Origin of the sequence: uncultured Ruegeria sp., from assembly GCF_947500045.1 — a bacterium.
Lineage (GTDB): Bacteria > Pseudomonadota > Alphaproteobacteria > Rhodobacterales > Rhodobacteraceae > Ruegeria.
Map to the genome: position 1 here is coordinate 145,983 of NZ_CANMQQ010000011.1, position 22,104 is coordinate 168,086.

Sequence of the window (22,104 nt, forward strand, 5' to 3'; positions counted from 1 at the left end):
TCCTCTGACATAAATTTGTTTGGTCCTGTTACTTCTGAATGATCCAGATGCGGTCGGGCGGAATGGTCAGCCAGACATCTTGACCCACATCCACCATGCGGCGCGATTGCTCTGTTACCTGAATGCGCACGCCCTTGCAGTCGACCGAATAGGTGATGTTGGCCCCAAAGAACTCGCGGGCGGTCACCTGCCCCTGCATCTGGTTCTGAACCCCAGATGGTTCCGTAAGGTGCAGATCAATCGCCTCGCCGCGCAGCATAACGTGGGCCGGGCCGTCGGCGGCTTTGGTCGCGAAACTGAGCGCACCAAAGGCCGTTGTGGCAGATTTACCCGTGATCGCGGCCTCAAAGACGTTGGTGGCCCCCATGAAATCCGCGATTTCGATGCTGTTGGGTTGCTGATACAGCGCATCAGGCGCAGCGTATTGCGCCAGATTACCGTCAAAGATCACGGCCACACGGTCCGCCAGTTCCATCGCTTCGATCTGGTCATGGGTCACGAAGATCGTCGTGATGCCAAGCCGCTGCTGCAGATCACGGATGAACCGCCGCATCTCGCCGCGCAGCTTGGTGTCTAAGTTGGCAAGTGGTTCGTCCATCATCAGAACGGACGGGTTGGTAATGAGCGTGCGTGCGATGGCCACGCGCTGCATCTGACCGCCTGAAAGCTGGGCGGGAAAGCGATGCCGAAATTGCTGAAGCTGAACGACCTCAAGGATGTCTTCGAGCCTTTGTGCCATTTCGGCCTTGTCCGTGCCGCGCACCTTGAGCCCGAAAAGCACGTTCTTTTCCACGGTCATATGCGGAAATAGCGCGTAGCGCTGAAACACCATGCCCACGTTGCGTTTCTGCACGGCCGTTTCCGACACATCCTTCTTATCAAAGAGGATCTGCCCGTCCGTTGGAATCTCAAGCCCCGCGATCATGCGTAGGGTCGTCGTCTTGCCACAGCCCGACGGGCCCAGCAGCGCCACTAACTCACCCGACTTAATATCAAGGTCGATTTTGGAGATGGCCGTGAAGGTGCCAAAGCTCTTGCGCACGCCCTTGAGCTGAACTGCGGTCATTGGCTGCCTCCCCTTGGCAGGCCCTCATGCGCGGGAATGATGGGAAGCGGGGCCAGTCCACACCACCCGGCAAATTCCTCGAAAACGGCGCGGTGCTGACCAGGCAGCAGGATGAAATGGTGTTCAAGCCCGTGTTCCATCACGCTGGTCACCAGATCGCGGGCCGAACAGGTGCCGTCTGCGCTGGAAAAATCGCCAACCCAGCCACGACAGCCGGTGAACCCAGGCTCAGGCCCCTCCGCCACGTCGCATTCCACGGCAAACTGCGCTGTCCCGCCTTGTGACACGCGCAGAATGGTGTGTGCACCATGAGCGAACTCGTAATCTGCAATGGCCCCATAGATCGGTCCCGCGTCCGTACCGCGCCCGATCATCGGGTGGTTGATCCAGACGACCTCTTCCTTGGCCATGTAAAGCGGCCCGCCGCCCCCATGCCACATCAGGATCTGGTCGCGGTCGAAGTCGGGCGAGGTCATGTCGAGCAGGCAGCCCACCTTGCCGGTGAGCGATTTGGCGATCAACTGGGTGACGGCTCCCAAAATGTCCCCTTCGGAGGCGATGGGCAGGCTGTCGTTTTCCTCCAACCAGCTAAAGGCCGCGCCTGGATGCATGCCAGGGTTGTCTTGCAAGGCGGGCCAGTCAGAGACTGTCAGCGCGTCATAGTCCGCCTCTCGAGTGATGGTTCTCAGCGCCAGTGCGGCGCGCGCCGTCAGCTGCATCTGCTGATCCGAAACGCCGTGGACCGCGGCGGCCTTGGTCATCGCCTTCAGTTCGGCTGACACGTCCGCTTCTGATTGGGCTGCCATCTGGTCCGTCATCCGGTGAATGTCGATATGGTCGCACCAGACGCCAAGCTGGCGCATCAGCGTGTCAGAGGAAGTCTCCATGTTGTAGAAGGTCATGGCCAGCCCGCCAATAACGCCGATTCGCACACCCTCAAGCGCCTTTCTGGCACTGAGCGCACGAATGGTCTGACCCATCCGGGCTTGCAGCGCATCTTCGCCCGGCGCGCCCAGATACCATTGGACTGGACGCGTACCGAAGTCGCGCACGCCCTTTGCGATCGACATCGACATATTGAGCGACACGAAATTGTTGAGCTGTATGTCTTCGGTCAGCGTTGGTTCCGGCGTGGCCCAGACCCCCATCGGCAGCGACGCGCGCGCGACCTCGCGCACGACGTCTCCCATGGTGAACCCACCATGCAACAGCAGTAGGAAATCCGCCCCCTTTGCCATCACATCCGCCACCGCCGCGCGGGCTTCGGTCGCGTTTATCGGAATGCCTGTCGCCACGACAACTTCAGCGCCATGGCGGGTCGCCAGCTCTACCAGCCAGTCCTCGCAGGCCTCGAAAACTCCGTGCTTTGCGGGGAAATAGCTGGGCAAAGAGGCTTTGATGAGGCCGATGGTCAGTGGCATGCGTCTCTCCTCATTCTGGTCACGCTGTCTGGCGCCGGGCGGGTCCGGCAAGGTCAAAACTGATGGGTCCCTGGCGATATACCAGGTCAAAGAACACGGGCCTGTTGTCCTTGTCGAAGGCAGTACAGGCCTGCGACAAGATCGGCGTATTCACGGGTACGGCCAGCACGTTCGACACCGAGGCGGTAGCCAGCAGACTGTTCAGCGTCTCGCAAGCGCTCGTCCAGTCCAGCCCGAATTCTTCGCGCAGGATCCGCAGTATAGACTGGTTCTGTCCGGTTTCGGGAAACTGCGCGGCACGTATCTGCGGCACCAACCGCTGGGGCATCCATGTCTGGGTCAGCATGCGCGGTTGCCCATCCACCGTGCGCAGCCGCTCAACCAACACAAGGGGTTCGTCGAAATACGCGGCCACGGCCGCCGGCACATCGCGCGCCGGTGTTTCGATCCGCAAGAGCTTGGCACCGGGCGTCCTACCTTCGATCAGAACCTTGTCGGTAAAGCTGACCAAACAGGTCGAGGCGGGTGGCGACAACGTCGCTACGGAATACCCGCTGCCTTGCCGAGACGTCAGGTAACCTGCCCGCACTAACATCTCTAGCGACTTTCGCACAGTCACCCTGCTGACATCGAATGCCCTCGCGAGCGCACCTTCTGTTGGCAGGCGCATGCCTATTGCATATTGGCCACTTTGCAACCTTGCCAGGATTTCGTCGTGCACGACTTGGTATTTGGGTGCGGTATTCATGTAATCGCATCTTTCAACTGCGCCAGCCGGTCGCGCCCGACGGTTTGCATCCAGCGCTCCATGGACGTGGGGCCTTCTGCGCCGAAAAGTCCAATGGCATCGCTCCAGATGCCACGCCCACACATGAAACCCCGCGCGTTCACACCCGCCGCCCGGGACAGTTTGAGGCCATCGCGAAACTGCTCAAAGGTCACACCGGCGCTGAGGTAAAGCAGTGGTATCTCGCCCGCAGGTTCCGCCGCTGCGCGGAAGGCGGCCCTGGCGCCCGCCTCGCTCATCGTCGTGCCGATCTGGGCGAGGCTCACGGGGATTTCGACCTTGAGAATATCGATGTTAAACCGCGCCGCAGCAAAGGTTTCGGTCGCTGTACGCACCAGCGCAGGTTTGGCACAGGCAAAGGCCTTGGATGTGCCATCCGGGATCGCGCGGTCATAGACAATGGGTTCAAACAGGAACGTGACCCCCTGTGCATGACATTCCGCACCGATCCGGGCTACAAGATCGGCCTTGCGCTGATTGAGCTCCACCGGATCGTTCGGCCCATAGTACAGAAAGAACTTCAAGACCGGCACGCCCAAAGGAGGGTAGTCGGCGATGCTGAGGTTTTCGGGCAGCTTGGTGATCCGATCCTCGTCCGCGATGTGATAGACGTCCGCCTCATATGCGAGCATCTTGACGCAGGCAGGATCAAAGGCGGGCAACAGCATGCGACCCAAATTTGCGTCCACCAACACGGTGGTGGCATCGGGGCTCAGTGTTTCGACCACAATACGCTTGAAGGTCAGCAGATCGTCGGCACGGGCATCCGCACCACGCTCCTCGCGCAAGGCGGCTTCCAACCCGCTGCCCTGGTCGACGGCAACGCCAAAGATTGGTCCATCCGGGAATGTCATGGGGCCTCCATCTGAATGGACGGGAAAAAGGGTGTGTCGGACGGCGCACACCAAAGCGACAGCATGTCGTCGTCAGGTTCGAGAAACGAAATCGAAAACCCGCCCATCTCTTGCGTCGTCACATAGCTTCCGATCATCGGGGCAATCGCGGTGATGCCCTGCTGGTCGAGCGCGCGGCGCGTTTCTTTCCAGATGGTCAACAGTTCCATCAATGTGGTGCCGCCCATGCCGTTGATTATGACACAGGCTCGCGACCCCCAAGCCATCGGCCGGTCGGCCAGTAGTTTCTCCGCCATTTGTGCCACCAGATCGCGCACCGGACCGACCTTGGCGCGGCCTACACCCGGCTCACCATGCACACCCATACCAAGGAATATCTCGTCCTCGGGTAGGCTAAACATCTCTTTACCTGTCAATGGCGACACCGGCGGGGTGACGGCGGCTGCAAGCGTGACGAGCCGGTCGCGCACGGTCTCTCCGAGCGCCACAAGGTCATCAAGTGACCGCCCTTCTTCAGCGGCAGCGCCAAGGATTTTGTAGATGAACATCGTGCCCGGTGCACCGCGCCTGTCTTTTTTGCGTTCGGGTGGCGCGGCCGATATGTCGTCATACATCGGCAACGCGACGGTTCGGATACCAAGATCGCTCGCCATCATGGTGGCGGCACGTCCATTGATCATATCACCGGAATGTTGCGAGATCAGCAGGATCGACCCGGCCCGGCCCGTTACTTCGGTCAGCCCGTCGAGGATCAGGTCCGCCGAAGGCGCGGCAAAGACGTCTCCCACCACATTGGCATCCAGCAGCCCGCGCCCCACGAACCCCATCGCAATCGGTTCATGGCCAGAGCCGTTGCCGATCAGCAGGGTCACCTTTTCATCCGGGTTTTTTACATGTGTGGCCCGCTTGACCACACGGGGATCGCTGGTGCCGCGGGCAATCTGCGGAAATGCACTGCAAAAGCCGTCAAGCATGTCGGCGACCATTGTATCGGCGCTGTTGAAGAGTTTCTTCACCGCGATACCTCCTGCAGGGTCTCCAGAAAGATCACCACGGATACGGCTCCGGGGTCCAGATGCCCGCGCCCACCGTTCTCGACATACTGCGCTCGGCCCCGGCGGGCGCAGAGGTCTTTCGTGGCGTCGCGGCCCGCCCTGGCAGCAGTGATCGCGGCCTCCAAATCACCGGTCGCGAACGCGTCATTCGCGGGGGCAAGGGCGTCAACCATGCTCTTGTCGCCCTGCGCAACCTCACCTAGATCGCAGATCCGCTCACAGGCTTTGGCCAGCCCCGCCTGCAAGGGAGCACCAGTATCACAATGCGCTTCGATCTCCAGAAGGATCAGCCCAAAAAGTGTGCCGGATGCCCCACCTGAGGCGCGCATAAATGCGCGTGCCCGCTTGCCATCTGCTGCCGCAACCGCAGAGTTCAGGCCGCGCAGCATGGTTGTCCCGTGGTCTCCGTCACCAATTGCTGCGTCCAGCGCGTTGAGCCTCGCCGCCTCTATCTCAAAGCGGACCCTGAGGGTGTCAAAAAAGGGCTTAGCCGACATGACCGAAGGTATCCTTTAGATAGGCCAGCGTCTTGATCGCGGCCTCGGTTGGATCGGGTTCAATGTCACGCCAAATGTTCAGGTCGCGGCTAGAAGAGTGGCCTGACATCACGAACATTTCGGCGACGACCCATTTGTCATACCCAATCTCAGCCAACGCCTCAGCATCGGCGGGGAAATCATATCGACCCGCGCCGGGACGCCCACGGTCATTGTCGGACACATGGTAGTGGACCAATGTGTCGCCTGCTGCACGTATGGCTGCGGGCGGGTCCTTTTCCTCGATGTTCATGTGAAATGCGTCAAGCAGTACACCGATATGGTCTGACCCACTGGCCCGCGCAATTGCGCAGGTTTCCGCAGCAGTCGATGTCAGATCGCTCTCAAACCGGTTCAGCGCCTCGATACCCAGCGTCACCCCTTCATCGCCAAGCACGCTGTCGACCCGAGCCAATGTCTCAGCAGAACGCGTAGCGCGGGCGGCCTTGTTGGCAGGGTCGAAGACGCCCCAAGGCGCTGCCACCACGCCGGCAAGCCCGCTTGCACCCAGTCGCGCAGTTATCTGGATGGCCTCGCTCAAAACCGCAACGGCATTGTCTCGAACGGCTGCTTCATCAGAGGTGGGATCGGCCTCTGGCCCAAGGCCAGTGGAACAGGTCAGCATCAGCCCGTGGCCTTCGGCCTGAGCACGGATTTCGTCCGCGCGTTCCAGTCCGATGCCCAGCAAGGACAGCTCGACGCCGTCATATCCGATGTCGGCAGCCACAGCAAAAATGGGCGCGGGATCGTCCGTCCAGGCTTTCATCCAAAGCCCTGCGTGAATTCCGAACTTCATCGCCTCTCCTCCCCCCGGATCGCGATAAGTCACATTAGTAATAACAAATTGAGTCTGTCAACATATCCCCTCCGCATTCTTCATTCGCGCAAGACGCAGAACAAGCCAGAGGCTGAGCGTTGAAAGAACCACGCAGATGACAAGCGCATACTGCAGCGTTCCCGTGACATCCAGGAGCCAGCCCGCCGCCCAAGGCCCTACCAAACCTGCGATACCCCAGCCCGTAAAAACCCAGCCGAAGGCACCGGAAAACGCATCTTCGCTCACCCGCGATTTCACCAACAGTGGGGTGGTTGCGGCCAACTGGCCATACCCTAGGGCGACAAGAAACAAGAGCCCAATGACCATGGCGGATGAGGTCGCAAAAACGAGGCCGGCGAGCGTCAGTATCGATAAGGTCAACGCCCCCGCGGTGGCGTAGTCCGGGCCAAAATGCCGAGTTGTCAAGGCAGAGGACAGCCGTCCCAAGGTGTTCCCGAGGGCCGTGAGGAAGATCGCAAGCCCGGCCACCTGCACGCCGTCGGGCGAACGCGCCAGAAATTGCGCCGCAAAGCCAAGGACTATCAGCCCAGAACAGGAACCGGAGGCAAAAATGACCCAGAATATCGCCAGGGATTTGTCGGGGCGCAGGATTGCCGGGGCCATACGGTGCGACACATCCATGGCAATCCCTGATGTTCGGCAAACGAGGCTGGCAGCGGTGACAACGCCAAGACAGGTCAGCGCAGGGGCAATCGACCATAGTCCCCAACCTGCATCCGTCAACCAGACATGCAACGGACCAAATATCGCTCCGCCCAACCCGAAAGCCGCGACGCTAACAGGCACTAGAAGCGTCGGATTGCCCGAAGCGGCGGCCTGAGAGACGGCAAAATTGTAAAGCGCACCGGATGTGAAACCAAAGCAGACACCATAGGCGACCGCGAAACCCGCGAAACCCGGGCTCAACCCTGCAAGCAAAAGGCTGACGGCGGCCGGGCCCGCAATCACAGGCAGGCGGCTGCTCGGCCGCACCAGGGCCAAAAGCACCGGTCCGACAAGGACACCCAAGGTGAAACCAACCAGCGCTATTGAGAATACCATTGAGGCAGATGCATTGTTCACGTCGAATTGCGTGCGGACCGCAGGCAGGTAGCCGGACCATCCGTAAAGGCTTCCGCCGCCGAAACATCCTGCGATGGTCAGCACAAGATGAGACCTGCGCATGGCACCAGACATCAGGTATCTCCTGAATATGCTATTACAGACTTGTAGGAACAAATTATCTGAGTCAACCTTCGTCACGGGAGGTATGTGCAGTTGATTCTTGTGATCGGAGCGGCTCAGACACCATTTAACAGGCGGCGTGACGGGACAGGATTTCGCGATTGGGCCTGCGAGGCCTTTGAGGCAGCACGCGCCATGGCCGGGATCGACCGCAGCGATATCGACGCCCTGATCGTCGCCTCGGAAAGCGACTTCTTCACGCTTCAGCTCAATCCCGCCTCGGTGCTCGCGCAGGACTTCGGCCTAAACGAGGCCGAAACGCTGCGCGTCGAAGGCGGCGGGGCCACGGGCCAGTTGGCCGTACACGCGGGTGTGGAACGCATCCTCTCGGGTCGGGCGCGGTACGTCGCTGTCGTTGGTGTAGATCCCTCCGCCAGCGCCTTGGCGGGCGACAGCATTCGCGCACTTTACGGCTATTCCTTCGACTTCTGGACAGATGGTCTTGCCGGAGTTACAGCCACCAGCCTTTATGCTCTGTCATGGCAGGCCTTCGCCGCCGAACACAGGGGAACAGGCGATGACCTCAATGCCGTGACGATCAAGAACCGGGGTAATGCGATGTGCAATCCTCATGCTCATCTGCCGCGCCAACACACGTCAGAGGACTTCGCCGATAGCCCGATGATCGCAGCGCCCTATTGCCGGTTGCATTGTTCACCACTCAGCGACGGTGCGGCGGCACTGATCCTGTCTGCACCCGACGCGGCGCCTGACAACCGCCGCAACTTCGCGCCCCAGATTACCGGGATCGGCGCCGCTTCCGATCTACCGGGGCTCGGACACAGGAAGGCACCAGGCACCTTCGCCGCCAAGACCAAAGCCGCCAGGCGCGCCTTCGACATGGCCGGGCTCAGCGCCGCGCAGATCGCGGTCGCCGAGGTTTATGACGCCTACGCCGGGGCCGAAATGCAGGCAGTCACAGCCCTTGGTCTTGCCGAAGATCCGTTGCGTACATTGCGGGACGGTGGTTTTGACGCAGACGGGGGATGTCCAATCAACCTTTCGGGCGGTTTGATGGGCCAAGGCGCGCCGGTCGGGGCGACAGGTGTCGGGCAGACCGCCAGTTGCGCCCTCCTTCTGGAAGGGCGCTATCACGCGGGTCTTCAGCCTGATCGTCCATTGGGTCATGCGTTGGCCGACACGCATGGCGGGGTCGGCACAACATGCGCGGTCACGGTGCTAAGTGCAGGAGCGGTAGCATGAAACAAGACATCACGCTCAACTATACCCTTGGCGAAGGCTGGTTGGCCCCCTGGCTTGACGGGCTACGCGAGGGCAAGGCTCTGGCTTCCACCTGCAAAGAGTGCGGCAACGCGCATTTCCCACCCTTAAGGGCGTGCCCGACCTGCCGTGCACCTTGCGATGGTTGGTGTGCGTTGAACGGCGGCGCCTCGGTTGTCTATCGCACCACCGGCGCAGACGGCGACTTTGCCATGGTGCGTTTTGACGGGGCCTGCGGTGCAGCTATCGCCAATGCGCAAGCCCTGCCACCGGATGCCACGCGTGCCATACTTGCCCCCTGCCGCGACGCCCCCCCGAAACTAGCTCTCATTCCGGAGCCTGAGACATGAGTGATTATCTCGACGCATTGAATGCCCAGAAATTGGCGGACCTGCACCTGACCCGCGATTGCGCAGGTGACTACGTCATTACATGGCCTGCGGATTACAATATCTACACCGCCACGGTGGGCCACTATCTGGGCCCGATGGACCGTGACAAGCCGGCAATGATCTTTGAGGCGCCGGGTGGCAGCGTCACCACTCTGAGCTTTGCCGAAGTCGATGCCGCAGCCACTAGCCTCGCGGCAGCGCTTCGGCGCCTGGGCTATGGCGCGGGCGACCCGATTGCACTGCACACGGGTCAGCACCCCGATACGGGCATCGGACATATGGCAGTCGCCAAGATCGGCGGCATCGCGGTGACACTGTCGCAACTTTACGGGCCCGATACGCTGGCCCATGCGCTGAACGATTGTCAGACCGGCGTCATCCTGACCAGCCGAGAGGCGTGGGAGCCGTTGCGGCATGAAAACTTTCCCCATCTCCGCCATGTTTTGATGCGTGATCCCGGTCCCACCGACCACGACCTGGAGGCGGCAATGTCCTCGCCACCCGAAGATTTCATACCGGAATTGGGCGGTGCGGATGATCCTGCGTTGCTGATGTATACCTCCGGGTCGACCGGCAAACCGAAAGGGATCATACACGGCCATAGGGTTCTTGCAGCCTATACACCTTCGATCAATCTGTTCTTCAACCTCACGCTTGAGGATGAAGACGCAGTGTTCTGGTCACCGTCGGATTGGGCCTGGGTCGGCGGCTTGCTGGACATGTTGTTTCCCGCTTGGATGGCGGGTCGTCCCGTTGCCACTTCGCTGGAGCGGTTCACGGCAGAATATGCCTATGCATTCATGAGCCGTCATAAGGTCACACATAGCTTTCTTGCGCCCACGGCCATCAAACGGCTGGCCCAGCATCCCAACCCCCATGCCGCGCATAATCTGGCCTTGCGGGTCATTTGCACGGGGGGAGAGGCGCTGGCAGCCGAAACGCTTAGTTGGGCCGAGCGTAAACTGCGCGTCACCTGCAACGAGTTTTACGGCATGACCGAGGTCAATCACCTGATCGGAAACTGTGCGGCTCTGTTCCCGCGCCGCCCAGGCTCGATGGGCCGAGCCTATCCCGGGCACGAGGTACTGCTGGTCGATGGCGATGGTCAGCAAGTTGGCGATGAGGAACCAGGAGAGGTCGTCACCCCCCACGCTTCCCCCACGCGGTTTCTGGGGTATTTCAACAATGCCGAAAAGACCGCCGATATGAAACTGGGGCCCTACTGGCGCACGCACGACCTGGCCGTCCGTGATGCAGACGGGTATTTCTGGTACAAGGGACGCTCAGACGATCTGATAAAATCATCAGGCTTTCGCATTGGTCCGGCCGAGATCGAAGAATGCCTCTTGTCTCATCCTGCCGTGGCCGAAGTCGCGGTGATTGCTAAGCCCGACACAGACCGAGGTGCCATCGTCAAGGCCTTCGTCAGCACACGATCCGGCTTTGACGGTAATGCGCTATTGGCACAAAGGCTGAAAAACCACGTAAAAAACCGGCTTGCTGCATACAAGGCCCCGCGTGAGGTTGCTTTTGTGGATCGTTTTGAGATGACGTCGTCGGGCAAGATCAACCGCCGTGTCTTGCGCGATTCTGAACAAGCGAAAGCCCGCAACCAAGAGGTGGATTGAACCGTTCCAGATGTATCACGTCCCAGCGTTATAGGCGTTGGGTTTTGTCGCAAACTCGCAATCAGCCAAAGAGTATCGGATCTGTTGCAAACTTTGAAGCATTGACCTTTGTGGTGCTAGCGCCGGGGTAGCGAACGGCATTATTCAGGTGCAGGTTAGTCGATGATTTCGTTCAAAGAGGCACCGTATCCGAAAGACGCGACCCTGTTCGCGGTTTTCTTTTACTTTCGCTACGGTGTCTCCTATCGAGACCTTGATGAAATCATGGCCGAGCGCGGTGTTTCAGTGGATCACACCACGCTGAACCGATGGGTAACACGGTATTCCGGTGCAATCGCTGTAGCAGCACATCGCCGCAAAGGGCCTTGCGACCGTTCTTGGAGAATGGACGAGACTCCGAGTAATTGAGCGACAGCTCTCTTGGCCGGTCATGATGGCACTGGAGCAATGACAGGAGAGCAAAATGGAACAGTGTTTTGTCGGATTGGACGTATCGAAAGCAGAGACGTCGATTTGCATGTGCGATGAGAATGGTGCCACTGTGCATGCAGTTAAGACAGTGGCGGACCCTGATGTGATCTGTCAGGCGCTGCGCAAACACCGTGGATTTATTCAATGCGTCGTTCTTGAGACCGGCGCTAGCACCACAAAGGTCAATGGTCAAAAGTTTGCAACAGATCCTTTCCTCGATCTTCTAGCGGTAGATATTCTCACCGCCGTCGTCGAAAATCATCGGGGATTTGCAATTCACCCGCAGAGGAACCTGATCCCCCACCTTGGCCTTAACCTGCCCGGCGAGTTGAACGGTTGCCTGTTGACCATCTGGTAGCCGCGTATACAGGAGGGTTGTGTCGCCCAACTGTTCGATGACTTCGACGGTGGGGGACAGGCTTGGGCTCTGGGAGTCCAGTTCAAAGAAATCTGGGCGTAGGCCGATCTCAAAAGGCATGCCACCTTGTCTTGAAGGTGCGGGCAAATCAACACTTGTTCCTGAGAACTGAACCGTCAAACCGTCGCCTGTTCGTTCGTGTCCATCCAATCGCATAAATATCGCCGGTGGCTGGCCCAGAAAACCCGCGACAAACTTGTTGCGTGGGTGATTGAAGAGATCAAGTGGACTACCCACCTGTTCGATCACGCCCGCATTCATCACCACAATACGGTCTGCCAGCGTCATCGCTTCAACCTGATCGTGAGTGACATAGATCATCGTCGCATCAAGCTGATTGTGAAGCCGTGCAAGTTCTACCCGCATCTCAACACGCAAGGCAGCGTCCAAATTAGAGAGCGGCTCATCAAAGAGGAAGATCTTCGGATCGCGAACAATCGCTCGGCCTATTGCGACGCGCTGGCGCTGGCCGCCGGAAAGGGCTTTGGGCCTGCGGCTTAGATAATCGTCAATCTTCAGAACCTTGGCAGCCGCCAGCACCTTTTCGCGGATTTCGTCTTTGGGGCGCTTTGCGATCTTCATACCAAATCCGATGTTTTCGGCGACCGTCATATGCGGGTAAAGCGCGTATGATTGGAACACCATCGCCACATCGCGTTCCTTCGGCAGCAGGCCGGTGACGGATCGCCCATCGATCTTCAGATCGCCCGAGGTGACCTTTTCCAGCCCTGCGATCGTGCGCATCAGGGTGGACTTGCCACAGCCCGAAGGGCCGACCAGAACGATAAACTCGCCCGGTTCAACGCTCAGATTGATGTCTCTCAGCGCGTGAAAGTCGCCATAGTGTTTGTCCAGGGAAATGGCTTCGAAAGCGGTCACTTTGATCGGTCCTTACTTCACGGCGCCCATGGTCATGCCCGCGATCATCTTCTCGGACAGGATGGCATAGACAAGGATTGTGGGGATGATGACGATGGTCACTCCAGCAAAAAGACCAGGCCAGTCGCTGGTGTATTGCATTGCGTTTTGCAGTGAATAGAGGCCCAGCGGCAGGGTGCGGTTTTCCGGACTGTTCAGAATCACCAGCGACAATTGGTATTCGTTCCACAGCCAGATGAAATTCAGTATCGCCGCTGTCGCCACGCCCGGCATCGCCATCGGTAGCATCACATAGCGGAAAGTTTGAAAATCGCTGCACCCATCCAACAGGGATGCCGCCTCAAGCTCTGACGGTAATGAGGCAAAGAACCCGGTCAGCAGGTAGACAGTGAAGGGGATCGAGATCGCAACGAACACAATCGTCAGACCGGTCAGGCTGTCGGACAGACGCAGCCATGCGAGGATGCCAAAGATCGGGATAAACAGCATTGGGATCGGGATACCCATACCGATGACGAACAGGTTTGTCAGTGCCTCGCGGCCTCGGAACTTGGCACGGCTCAACACATAAGCTGCAGGGGTCGAGACCAGCAGGATCAGGAACACCGACAGGCAGACGATAACGACCGAGTTCGAAAAGAACTCACCTAACCGCCCGACATTCCAGGCGGTCTCAAAATTCTCCCACCGCAGTTCAGCAGGCGGTTTGAGGCCGGATCGCAACACCTCGCGCTTGGATTTGAATGCGCTCATCACCACCCACAGGATCGCGGCGACAGTGAAGGCGACCCAAGCCCAGATGGCGATGTAGGCAGGTAGGCGGCGCAGAAGGGTCATAGCTTAAAACTCCAACTGGTCACGGCGCATCAGACGGCGCACAAGGACAATCAGCGAAAACGCCAGCACGAGCATCACCACGCCGATCGCCGTGGCATAGCCCAGCTGATAGATCGGATCGCGTTGTCCGAAGCCCATGATGTAAAGGTAAATCCCCAGCGTATACAGCTGCTGCGGCACTTGCAGAAAGCCAAAGGCAAAGGGGAACTCGAACATCTTCACCGCGTTGATGATCCAGATAACAAAGGAGATCGTCATCACGTCCCAGATCATCGGCACTGTGATGTACCAGAACTTGTGCCAAAGGTTTGCGCCCTCAAGATCGGCAGCCTCGTACATATCCGCCGGAATTTTATCGACGCCTGCCAGCAGCAGGATCAGAAAGAATCCGGTAAAAACCCAAACCAGCGCCGCCAGCATTGCCCAGAATATATTATCGGGCGAGGTCCAAAGTGTCTTCCCCGCCCCCTCGAACCCCAGCGATTTGAGTGAGGTGTTCAGCAGCCCATAGCGCGGATTGTAGATATAGGCCCACATCGCCGACAGCGCGACAACCGAGACGACGTTGGGCAGGAAAAATACCAGCCGAAACAACTTCTTCCCCCAGATGCCCGAGTTGATCAAAATGGTGTAGAGAAAGGCCAGAAAGAAGACAAAGAAACCACCGACAAACAGTAGGGCCAACGTGTTGCGGAAGCTTAGCCAAAAGGTCGGGTCGTTCCAAAGGCGGCGATAGTTTCCAAGACCGATGAACTTGGCCTCGGAACCGAAACCGGACCATTCGAACAGGCTGGAGTAAAAGGTAAAACCGGTGGGGATTAAGAAAAAGCACAGGTAAACGATCATGGCGGGGGCTACGAAAAGCCCGATAAGTCTTTTGCCGATCATGTGTCCACCCTGTCTTGTATTTAGCCGGCCCCGGTTTCAGGGCCGGTTTTTGATGCTGAAATCAGCGATTTTCCCAGTAGCCTTTGGTCTGTTCGACCATGCCGTTGATAAACTCATCGGCCGTGATCTGGCCTAGGAACACCTTGTTGTGCATCGCTTCATAGATGTTGCTGGAATAATCCGCGTAAGCAACCTTGAGGCCCAGATTTTCAGACAGCAGGCTTGTGGCATTCGCCACAGCTTCGCGACTGTCTGAGATTACGTCGGCCCATTCGACCGAGGCATTGGCCACACCGATCAACGCGTCATCGGCCATCTTTTGCTGGGCTGATTTACTGAGCGCGAATCTGATGAAGTCCTGCGCCGCTTCGGCATCTTCGGCCCCTTCGGGGACGGCAAAGCTCACCGCGTAGATGATGGTGTCGTTCACATTCCCTTTGCCGCCTTCGACCATTGGGAAGTTCATCGCTCCCCATTCGAAACCTTCCTCGACCTGTTCAGCTAACTCAATGGGCAGCCACGAGCCTACCAACTCGGTCGCGGTTTCGCCGAACGCTAAAGTCTGCTGACCCGCAGGCCACTGATAGCCCCTGCTTTCCTCGGGGATCAGACCATCAGCCCATAGGGCTGCCTCAAGCTCCAGAGCCTGACTCACAGCCGGGTCACGCCAAGTTTCGCCAGTCTTGTCCTCGGCGGCTTTCAGCAAAAAATCAGGACCTGCGATCCGTGCCAACAGGTAGTTGAGCCAATTGATGTTATAGAAGGCGATGTCGCTTTCTACCGCAATTGCGTTCACGCCACTGTCTTTGACGGCCTTCATCGCATCCACATAGCCAGCCCAGGTCGAGGGGATCTCGGACACACCGGCGTCGCGCAGTTGGGCAGCGTTGTAAAAAATCTGATAGGTGTAGAAGGCGTAGGGCAACTGACCGACCGAGCCGTTCAATTCGGCATTGGCCAGAAGTGCAGGATAAAACGCATCGCCCACAGTACCGCCATCGGGTGAATCCGAGGCCACAAGACCATCCAGCGGAACTGCTGCGCCTTGCCCAACCAGACCGCCATTCAGGCCATCCATGTCCGCGTCCATCAGGTCAATACTTGTACCACCGGCCAGTGCATTTCGCACAGTTGTCTGGTTCTGACGCCCATTCCAGACCACATTGAACGTTACATCAGGGTTTGCCGCACTGTATTCATCCATCAGAGCTTTCAAAACCTGCGCCTGCGGTTCGGGCTCGTTCCAGAAAGACCAATAGGTGATTTCGGTTTCAGCAAAAGCCACGCTGGCGGTCAAGCCAGCGATCAGGCTCAGGCCAGAAAGTTTGATGTGAGACACAAGAATTCCTCCCTCTAGGTTACGCCAGTGACGACGATCTCGAATCGCACATTAGGGTGCTAAATGTAGTTTAGCAACATTTCTTGAGCTTTACATACTTATTTAGCGCCATATTGGTAGTTGTCTTTCTCGATAGTTCCGATAATGTAGTTTTGCTGATATATGTGACGCACTGAAAGGGGCACCCGTTGGCAGAGAGCGCGGATATTTTGAACCAAATCAAAAGCGACCTCCCGGAATTGTCGCGCGCATTGCGTAGTGTGGCCGAATTCCTGCTGGCCAACCCAACCCAGTTCATTCGCCAGCCTCTTCGTGAGTTATCCGAGACCATCCGCGTCAGTGAGCCCAGTCTGATCCGGTTTGCCCGCCGCTATGGCTTCAGAGGCCTTCCCGACCTGCGCATCGCAGTTGCAATGGCGCTGGCCGCCCATGAAAGCGGTAGCAGCGCCGAGATTGAGCCAACCATTCACGACAAGGAGGTCGTGAACAAACGGGCAAAACGCGCCGTGGCCGCGCTGGCGGCTGACCTGATTGCGGATGACCAGTCCATATTGCTCGATTCCGGCTCGACTGTGCAGTTCATGGCGGAGCACTTGAAAAGCGCGCCATCGAAAGTGCTGATGACCACTGGGCTGAACTTGATGCTGGCCTTGCATGACTGTCCCCAGCATCAGTTGATGCTGACTGGTGGTGTGTTGCGACAGAATGCTATGTCACTTAGCGGTCGATTGGTCGAGGCTACGCTAGAGACTATGTCATTCGACACCGTCCTGCTGGGCGCTGACCGGGTGGACCCGGCGCTTGGCCTGTCAACCTTTAGCGAGGAAGAGGCGCATCTGAACCGCGCCATGATCCGATCCAGCCGCCGTGTCATTGTTCTGGCCGACGCTAGCAAGTTCGGCGCGACCAAACTGCACCGCATCTGCGACCTATCCAAGGTAGATGCCATCGTGTCTGACGCCTCGATGCCAACTGAAATGCAACAGGAATTGCGCAGTAAGGATGTCCGGCTTCACCTCGCCGACATAGCCGAAACTGCCCAAACATCATAAACCGAACGGACATACCTCATGAGTGCAAACACTTGGGCAACAGAAACGGAAATTGCCGCGCAGCCTGAAATTTGGGCAGCTTGGTCAAATATCCTGCCTGGAATTGCAGCTGATATCTCGGGCTGGATCGCTGAACGCCGCCCGGATGTGATCTGGCTGACGGGTGCGGGCACCTCAGCCTTTATCGGGGATGCGCTGGCCGTGTATCTGAACGGCCGCCTGAACGACATTCCGGTGCGCAATGTGCCGTCAACTGATCTGGTGGCGCGACCTGGTGATTTTCTGAAGGCAGGGGTGCGACCACTGGTAGTATCCTTTGGTCGGTCAGGAAACAGTTCCGAGACTCTGGGCACGTTAGACCTGCTGGAGCGCGACTGCCCAAAGGCGGATCGCTTGAACATCACCTGCAACGCCGACAGCGCTTTGGCCACGCGTGCGCATCCCGGACCAGGAGAGCAAAAGATAATCGTGCTGCCCGATGCCTGCCACGACCAGGGTTTTGCGATGACCTCCAGCTACACCACCATGCTGTTGACCGCTTTGGCCTGCATGTCCGGCGTTTCCGAGGACGATATTTCGGGCAATATAACTACGCTGGCCCGGGCCGCACGCGAGGTGTTGCAATCCGTGCCTGACCTGCCACGCCCGGCGCGGGCAGTGTTTCTGGGGTCGGGGCCGTATCTTGGCACTGCTCGGGAATCGGCGCTGAAGGTGCTGGAACTTGCCGCTGGTCAGGTGGTGACGGCTTGGGACAGTACCCTTGGATTCCGCCACGGCCCCAAGGCGATCACAGATGATCAGACCACGGTGTTCGTATTCCTATCTTCGGACCCGCTAACCCGCAAATATGACGACGACATTGTGACCGAACTGCGCAGCCAGTTCCCGGATACGCGGACCGTCAGCATCGGCGATCCTGATGTCGGAGCGAACCCCGACCTGAGCATACCCACTGGCTTGCCCGATGTCTGGAACACCGCACTTTATGTGCTGGTGGCGCAAGTGCTGTCAGTGGCGTGGTCGAAATCTCTGGGCCTGAACGTGGACAATCCATTCGAGGGTGGCAATCTCAGCCGGGTGGTCAGCCATGTCCGCCTCTACGTCTGACGCGGCCTGGGGCGGCATTGATCTTGGGGGCACCAAGATCGAAGCGACGCTGTTCGACAGCAACCTGACCGCTCTCGCCTCGCGCCGCATACCCACACCACGGCAAAGCTATGCCGACCTACTGGAGGCACTGACCGCCGAAATCACATGGCTGAGGGTGGCATCCGGGCAACCCGACCTACCAGTGGGTATCGGCATTCCGGGCCTGATCGATCCGATCACGGGACAATCGGTCACCGCCAACCTGCCAGCCAACGGCATGCCATTGGGGAACGATCTGAAGGCGCGAAACGGCGGCTTCATCCGCCTAGCCAACGATTGCAAGTGTTTCGCCCTTTCGGAGGCGATTGGCGGCGCGGGGGAGGGCTATCACACGGTGTTCGGCCTGATCCTCGGCACCGGGCTTGGTGGCGGTGTTGTGGTTGACGGCGCGTTGTTGCCCGGGCCGAATGTTCTAGCGGGCGAGATCGGGCATGCCGCTCTACCCGCCCCAATTATGGCGCGTTACAACCTGCCAATCCTGCCCTGCGGTTGTGGCCGCCAGGGTTGTTTCGAGACCTTTTTGTGCGGCACAGGCATGACACGACTAGCCAAGACGCTCGCTGGCGCGCCCCTCACCGCGCCCGAGGTTGTAGCGGCGACAGCCCAAGGGGACGAAACAGCCGCGCATATCCTTGATGTTTGGCTTCAGATCGCCGGGGAGCTTTTGCATAGCCTGCAACTGCATATCGATCCCGATTGCATCGTGCTAGGCGGCGGACTGAGCAATATCGAAGGGCTGGAACACAATCTTGCTGACGCGTTGGCAAGTGTTGCTCTTCCCGGCTTGCGCGCCCCCCTTATCTGCAAACCTAAATTCGGCGATAGCAGCGGAGCGCGTGGGGCCGCGTTGCTGGTCCGCCCGGATGCTTGAAATGGAAACGAACCCATGAGCTTTTTTGCCGACCTGAATGCACGCAATCGCGGCAGTGAACCCGTTGCGATCCCCTCGGTTTGTTCGGCACAGCCGGATGTGTTACGGGCCTCCCTTTTGCTGGCACAAGAATTGCAGCGCCCGGTTCTGATTGAAGCGACCAGTAATCAGGTCAATCAATTCGGCGGCTATACTGGTATGCAGCCTGCCGATTTCATTCGCTTTGTGAATGACATCGCGCAACAGGCCGATATCGATCCGGCACTGTTTCATTTTGGCGGCGACCACCTTGGTCCTCAAGCCTGGCGCAGTGAGCCCGCCGACAGGGCCATGGCAAAGGCCGAAGATCTGATGCACGCCTATGTGCAGGCCGGGTTTACTAAGATCCACCTCGATTGTTCCGAAGGCTGCGCCGGTGAGCCCGCACAAGTCGACGACCAGACTTCGGCCACCCGCGCCGCCCATCTGGCCGCCGTGTGCGAAGCCGCAGCCCCTGATCCCGAGCGCCTGTCCTATGTAATAGGAACCGAGGTGCCTCCGCCCGGCGGCGCGCGCACCGACGAAGAGGGCCAGGGCATCACACCAACCGATCCGGCGCATGCGCGCAAGACGCTGGACACCCATCTTGCCGCATTCAAGGCGGCAGGAGTGGCCCAGGCATGGCCCCGCGTTATCGGGCTAGTGGTGCAGCCGGGACTGGAGTTTTCTGCCACCCATATCGACCATTTCGACCGATCCGCGTCCGATCACCTGTCGCAAGCGCTGTCAGGAGTTCCACATATCTGTTTCGAGGCGCATTCGACCGACTACCAGCACCCAGAGGTCTACCCTGACCTCGCCGCGCGGCATTTCAGCGTTCTCAAGGTCGGTCCTGCGCTAACTTTTGCGTACCGGCAAGCGCTTTATTCGCTGGATCATCTGCGGGCGTTGCTGCTCAAAGACGGCACCAACCTGATGAAACAAATGGAGCAGGTCATGTTGGATCAACCCGGATATTGGCAAAAACACTATGCCGGAACACCAGTTGAACTACGCCTGCAACGGCATTTCGGCTATGCTGACCGCATCCGATACTACTGGCCGGATGCCAAGGTACAGCAGGCGGTTGCCGCTCTGTTTTCTGCCCTCGGGCCGAAACGACCGCCCGCGCCGGTGCTGGAACAATGCTTTGACACGCAAGTCATCTCTCGCGCCGAAGCGCTTGGCGAAGACTGGGCGAAGGCACTTGTCCTTGCACAGGTTCATCAAGCTCTGCGTCCCTATTTCTTCTAAAAAGGGACGGCGTATGCGATATTTCCTCCCCCAAGCATTGTTCGACGGACAGGCCCTGCGGACCAATACCGCACTGGCATGCGAGGGCGAGGTCGTGGCCGATATCATGCCTCTCAGTGCCCTGCCCACCGGCACCCTGATCGAGCCGGTTGAAGCGCTGATAACCCCGCCTCTATTCGATGTGCAGGTTAATGGCGGTGGCGGTGTGATGCTTAACAACATGCCAACCCGTGAAGGCGTGCGCAATATTGCACAGGCCCATAACGCACTTGGCACCACCTGCCTGCTGCCGACAGTGATCACAGACCGTCCCGAGATCATGGACCGCAGCGCGCAGGCTGTTGCCAGCGAGCTGGGACAAAATGGCGTACTGGGCATTCACATCGAAGGGCCGCATATCAGCGTCGCTCACAAGGGCACCCATAACCCCGCCTATATCCGACCTTTCGACGATCACACGATGGCGGTGCTGGAAGGGCTGCGGCACAGGGGCGTCCCAGTGCTTCTGACACTGGCCCCTGAAATCGTTGAGCCTGGCCTGATCGCCCGGTTGACCCGCATGGGTATTGTTGTCTCAGCCGGACACAGCGCCGCAAGCGCCGAAAAAACCCAGAAGGCCCTGGCAGAAGGGCTACGCTGCTTTACCCACTTGTTCAACGGGATGCCTCAAATGACTTCACGCGCACCCATGATCACCGGAGTGGCGATCAACAGCGAAGTCTGGTGCGGCATCATCGCAGACGGCCATCATGTCAGCGACGACATGGTGGCATTGGCCACTCGCGCGCGCCCAATACCAGACCGGATGATCCTTGTTTCTGACGCCATGTCCACGGTCGGAGGACCCGATCACTTTGAGCTCTATGGTGAGACCATGCGTGTGGAAGTTGGACGCCTGGTCAATTCGGAAGGGTCACTTGCTGGCGCACATATTGATCTGGCAACCTCTGTCCATCGAATGGTGACAAATATTGGTATTCTGATGATAGAAGCTGTGCGCATGGCAACTTCAAACCCATTTGAGATGATGCGATTGGACTGTCCCAAAATCATTGGGAGCAAACTTTCCGATCTGGGTAAGCTTCGTAGCAGCGGAATTGCTTCAGACTGCTGATAAATTTCCTCCATCCATAGTCATGCCTCTTCCAAAATTCTGATTTTTTCGCGAGTAAATAACCTCGCAAATCTGCCACGTGGCGAACGCAGAAAAGGCGAGGGAACCTGCAATTCCAACCAACACCGTAGTCCCGAAGGTTGTGTCGCAAACTTTGGGCGTGGATTGACGAGCATGCAGATTCCGACGTCTGTTGCCCGCGTATTGTTCTCTAACAGGTTTTATCATGATTTCCCTGAAAGGCTGCACTTTCCCCAAGGATGCCGTTTTGTACGCTGTGTAGTTCTATTTGCGGTACACAGTGTCGTATCGTGATTTGGAAGAGATCATGGCTGAACGCGGCGTGCGAGTTGACCACGCCACATTGAATAGGTGGGTTGTGAAATACTCGCCGATAGTCGCTGATCGTACGCAATCAAGGAAGCGTCCAACTCAGAAATCCTGGCGCATGGACGAAACCTATCTCCGTGTGCGCGGCAAGTGGATGTATCTTTATCGAGCGGTAGACAAAGCGGGAAACACCCTTGATTTCATGCTGTCCGAGCGACGAAATCGTCCAGCAGTTACCAAGTTCTTTGCCAAAGCTTTGTCGTCAAACGGGATCCCAAACAAAATCGTCATAGACAAGAGCGGCGCCAATGCGGCGGGCATTCGGGAAGTGAACAGAATCCTGAAGCGGTTCGGTTGCCCAGCCAAAGTACAGACGATCAGGTCCAAATATTTGACGGATGTATTTGACAAGAACTTTTTGAGGCACCGCGCCCTTGTCTTTGGGTGAGCTACTGAGGTGCG

At 58.3% G+C, this 22,104-nt stretch carries 20 protein-coding genes and 2 pseudogenes; 10 read left to right on the top strand and 12 right to left on the bottom strand.

Annotated elements, in window-relative coordinates; genetic code table 11:
• Positions 1–28: 28 nt before the first annotated feature.
• The 8 genes from Q1B46_RS17290 to Q1B46_RS17325 are packed head-to-tail and all read right to left on the bottom strand — an operon-like array spanning position 29 to position 7,733.
• A complete protein-coding gene (locus Q1B46_RS17290; protein ID WP_299949917.1) occupies positions 29–1,066 on the bottom strand; it encodes an ABC transporter ATP-binding protein in 1,038 nt (345 codons plus the stop codon).
• Positions 1,063–2,487 carry a hypothetical protein gene (locus Q1B46_RS17295; RefSeq protein WP_299949919.1) on the bottom strand — a complete coding sequence of 475 codons (1,425 nt, stop codon included), beginning with the start codon at positions 2,485–2,487 and terminating at the stop codon, positions 1,063–1,065. Before Q1B46_RS17295 ends, Q1B46_RS17290 begins: the two co-directional genes overlap by 4 nt.
• Positions 2,488–2,506: 19 nt before the next feature.
• A complete protein-coding gene (locus Q1B46_RS17300; RefSeq protein ID WP_299949920.1) occupies positions 2,507–3,235 on the bottom strand; it encodes a GntR family transcriptional regulator in 729 nt (242 codons plus the stop codon).
• The gene (locus Q1B46_RS17305; RefSeq protein ID WP_299949922.1) at positions 3,232–4,128 is read right to left on the bottom strand and encodes a tagatose 1,6-diphosphate aldolase; all 897 of its coding nucleotides are present in this window, start codon (positions 4,126–4,128) and stop codon (positions 3,232–3,234) included. Before Q1B46_RS17305 ends, Q1B46_RS17300 begins: the two co-directional genes overlap by 4 nt.
• Positions 4,125–5,144, bottom strand: coding sequence for a dihydroxyacetone kinase subunit DhaK (locus Q1B46_RS17310; RefSeq protein ID WP_299949924.1), 1,020 nt, complete (start codon positions 5,142–5,144; stop codon positions 4,125–4,127). The genes Q1B46_RS17305 and Q1B46_RS17310 overlap by 4 nt, the downstream gene beginning before the upstream one ends.
• Positions 5,141–5,680, bottom strand: coding sequence for a dihydroxyacetone kinase subunit L (locus Q1B46_RS17315; RefSeq protein WP_299949926.1), 540 nt, complete (start codon positions 5,678–5,680; stop codon positions 5,141–5,143). Before Q1B46_RS17315 ends, Q1B46_RS17310 begins: the two co-directional genes overlap by 4 nt.
• Positions 5,670–6,515, bottom strand: coding sequence for a sugar phosphate isomerase/epimerase family protein (locus Q1B46_RS17320; protein WP_299949927.1), 846 nt, complete (start codon positions 6,513–6,515; stop codon positions 5,670–5,672). Before Q1B46_RS17320 ends, Q1B46_RS17315 begins: the two co-directional genes overlap by 11 nt.
• Before the next feature lie 57 nt (positions 6,516–6,572).
• Positions 6,573–7,733, bottom strand: a complete 1,161-nt coding sequence (locus Q1B46_RS17325) for a hypothetical protein (protein ID WP_299949929.1) — start codon at positions 7,731–7,733, stop codon at positions 6,573–6,575.
• 75 nt (positions 7,734–7,808) lie between these two features.
• Between Q1B46_RS17325 and Q1B46_RS17330 the strand changes: the two genes are divergently transcribed.
• The 4 genes and pseudogenes from Q1B46_RS17330 to Q1B46_RS17345 form a co-directional block, all read left to right on the top strand.
• Positions 7,809–8,984 (top strand): thiolase family protein, encoded by a 1,176-nt coding sequence (locus Q1B46_RS17330; RefSeq protein WP_299949931.1) that lies wholly within the window; start codon positions 7,809–7,811, stop codon positions 8,982–8,984.
• Positions 8,981–9,352, top strand: a complete 372-nt coding sequence (locus Q1B46_RS17335) for a zinc ribbon domain-containing protein (protein WP_299949934.1) — start codon at positions 8,981–8,983, stop codon at positions 9,350–9,352. Before Q1B46_RS17330 ends, Q1B46_RS17335 begins: the two co-directional genes overlap by 4 nt.
• Positions 9,349–11,022, top strand: coding sequence for an AMP-binding protein (locus tag Q1B46_RS17340; RefSeq protein ID WP_299949936.1), 1,674 nt, complete (start codon positions 9,349–9,351; stop codon positions 11,020–11,022). The genes Q1B46_RS17335 and Q1B46_RS17340 overlap by 4 nt, the downstream gene beginning before the upstream one ends.
• Positions 11,023–11,184: 162 nt before the next feature.
• Positions 11,185–11,418: pseudogene (locus Q1B46_RS17345) on the top strand (IS6 family transposase); the annotation flags it as partial.
• A 298-nt stretch (positions 11,419–11,716) separates the two neighbouring features.
• On the opposite strand, the gene ugpC reads toward Q1B46_RS17345, so the two are convergent.
• From ugpC to Q1B46_RS17365, 4 genes are all read right to left on the bottom strand, one after another.
• Positions 11,717–12,790 (bottom strand): sn-glycerol-3-phosphate ABC transporter ATP-binding protein UgpC, encoded by a 1,074-nt coding sequence (gene ugpC, locus Q1B46_RS17350; protein WP_299949937.1) that lies wholly within the window; start codon positions 12,788–12,790, stop codon positions 11,717–11,719.
• A 12-nt stretch (positions 12,791–12,802) separates the two neighbouring features.
• Positions 12,803–13,627, bottom strand: a complete 825-nt coding sequence (locus tag Q1B46_RS17355) for a carbohydrate ABC transporter permease (RefSeq protein ID WP_299949939.1) — start codon at positions 13,625–13,627, stop codon at positions 12,803–12,805.
• Between the two features lie 3 nt (positions 13,628–13,630).
• Positions 13,631–14,515 (bottom strand): sugar ABC transporter permease, encoded by an 885-nt coding sequence (locus Q1B46_RS17360; RefSeq protein ID WP_299949944.1) that lies wholly within the window; start codon positions 14,513–14,515, stop codon positions 13,631–13,633.
• 61 nt (positions 14,516–14,576) lie between these two features.
• Positions 14,577–15,854, bottom strand: coding sequence for an extracellular solute-binding protein (locus Q1B46_RS17365; protein WP_299949945.1), 1,278 nt, complete (start codon positions 15,852–15,854; stop codon positions 14,577–14,579).
• A gap of 188 nt (positions 15,855–16,042) precedes the next feature.
• On the opposite strand from Q1B46_RS17365, the gene Q1B46_RS17370 reads away from it, so the two are divergent.
• The 6 genes and pseudogenes from Q1B46_RS17370 to Q1B46_RS17395 all read left to right on the top strand — a co-directional run.
• The gene (locus tag Q1B46_RS17370; protein WP_299949947.1) at positions 16,043–16,906 is read left to right on the top strand and encodes a transcriptional regulator; all 864 of its coding nucleotides are present in this window, start codon (positions 16,043–16,045) and stop codon (positions 16,904–16,906) included.
• Positions 16,907–16,924: 18 nt separating this feature from the next.
• The gene (locus tag Q1B46_RS17375) at positions 16,925–18,013 is read left to right on the top strand and encodes an SIS domain-containing protein (RefSeq protein ID WP_299949949.1); all 1,089 of its coding nucleotides are present in this window, start codon (positions 16,925–16,927) and stop codon (positions 18,011–18,013) included.
• Positions 17,994–18,926, top strand: a complete 933-nt coding sequence (locus tag Q1B46_RS17380) for an ROK family protein (RefSeq protein ID WP_299949951.1) — start codon at positions 17,994–17,996, stop codon at positions 18,924–18,926. Before Q1B46_RS17375 ends, Q1B46_RS17380 begins: the two co-directional genes overlap by 20 nt.
• Before the next feature lie 15 nt (positions 18,927–18,941).
• A complete protein-coding gene (locus Q1B46_RS17385; RefSeq protein WP_299949953.1) occupies positions 18,942–20,198 on the top strand; it encodes a class II D-tagatose-bisphosphate aldolase, non-catalytic subunit in 1,257 nt (418 codons plus the stop codon).
• A gap of 13 nt (positions 20,199–20,211) precedes the next feature.
• Positions 20,212–21,312, top strand: coding sequence for an N-acetylglucosamine-6-phosphate deacetylase (locus Q1B46_RS17390; protein WP_299949955.1), 1,101 nt, complete (start codon positions 20,212–20,214; stop codon positions 21,310–21,312).
• Between the two features lie 223 nt (positions 21,313–21,535).
• Positions 21,536–22,057 (top strand): annotated as a pseudogene (locus tag Q1B46_RS17395) (IS6 family transposase); the annotation flags it as partial.
• Positions 22,058–22,104: the final 47 nt, after the last annotated feature.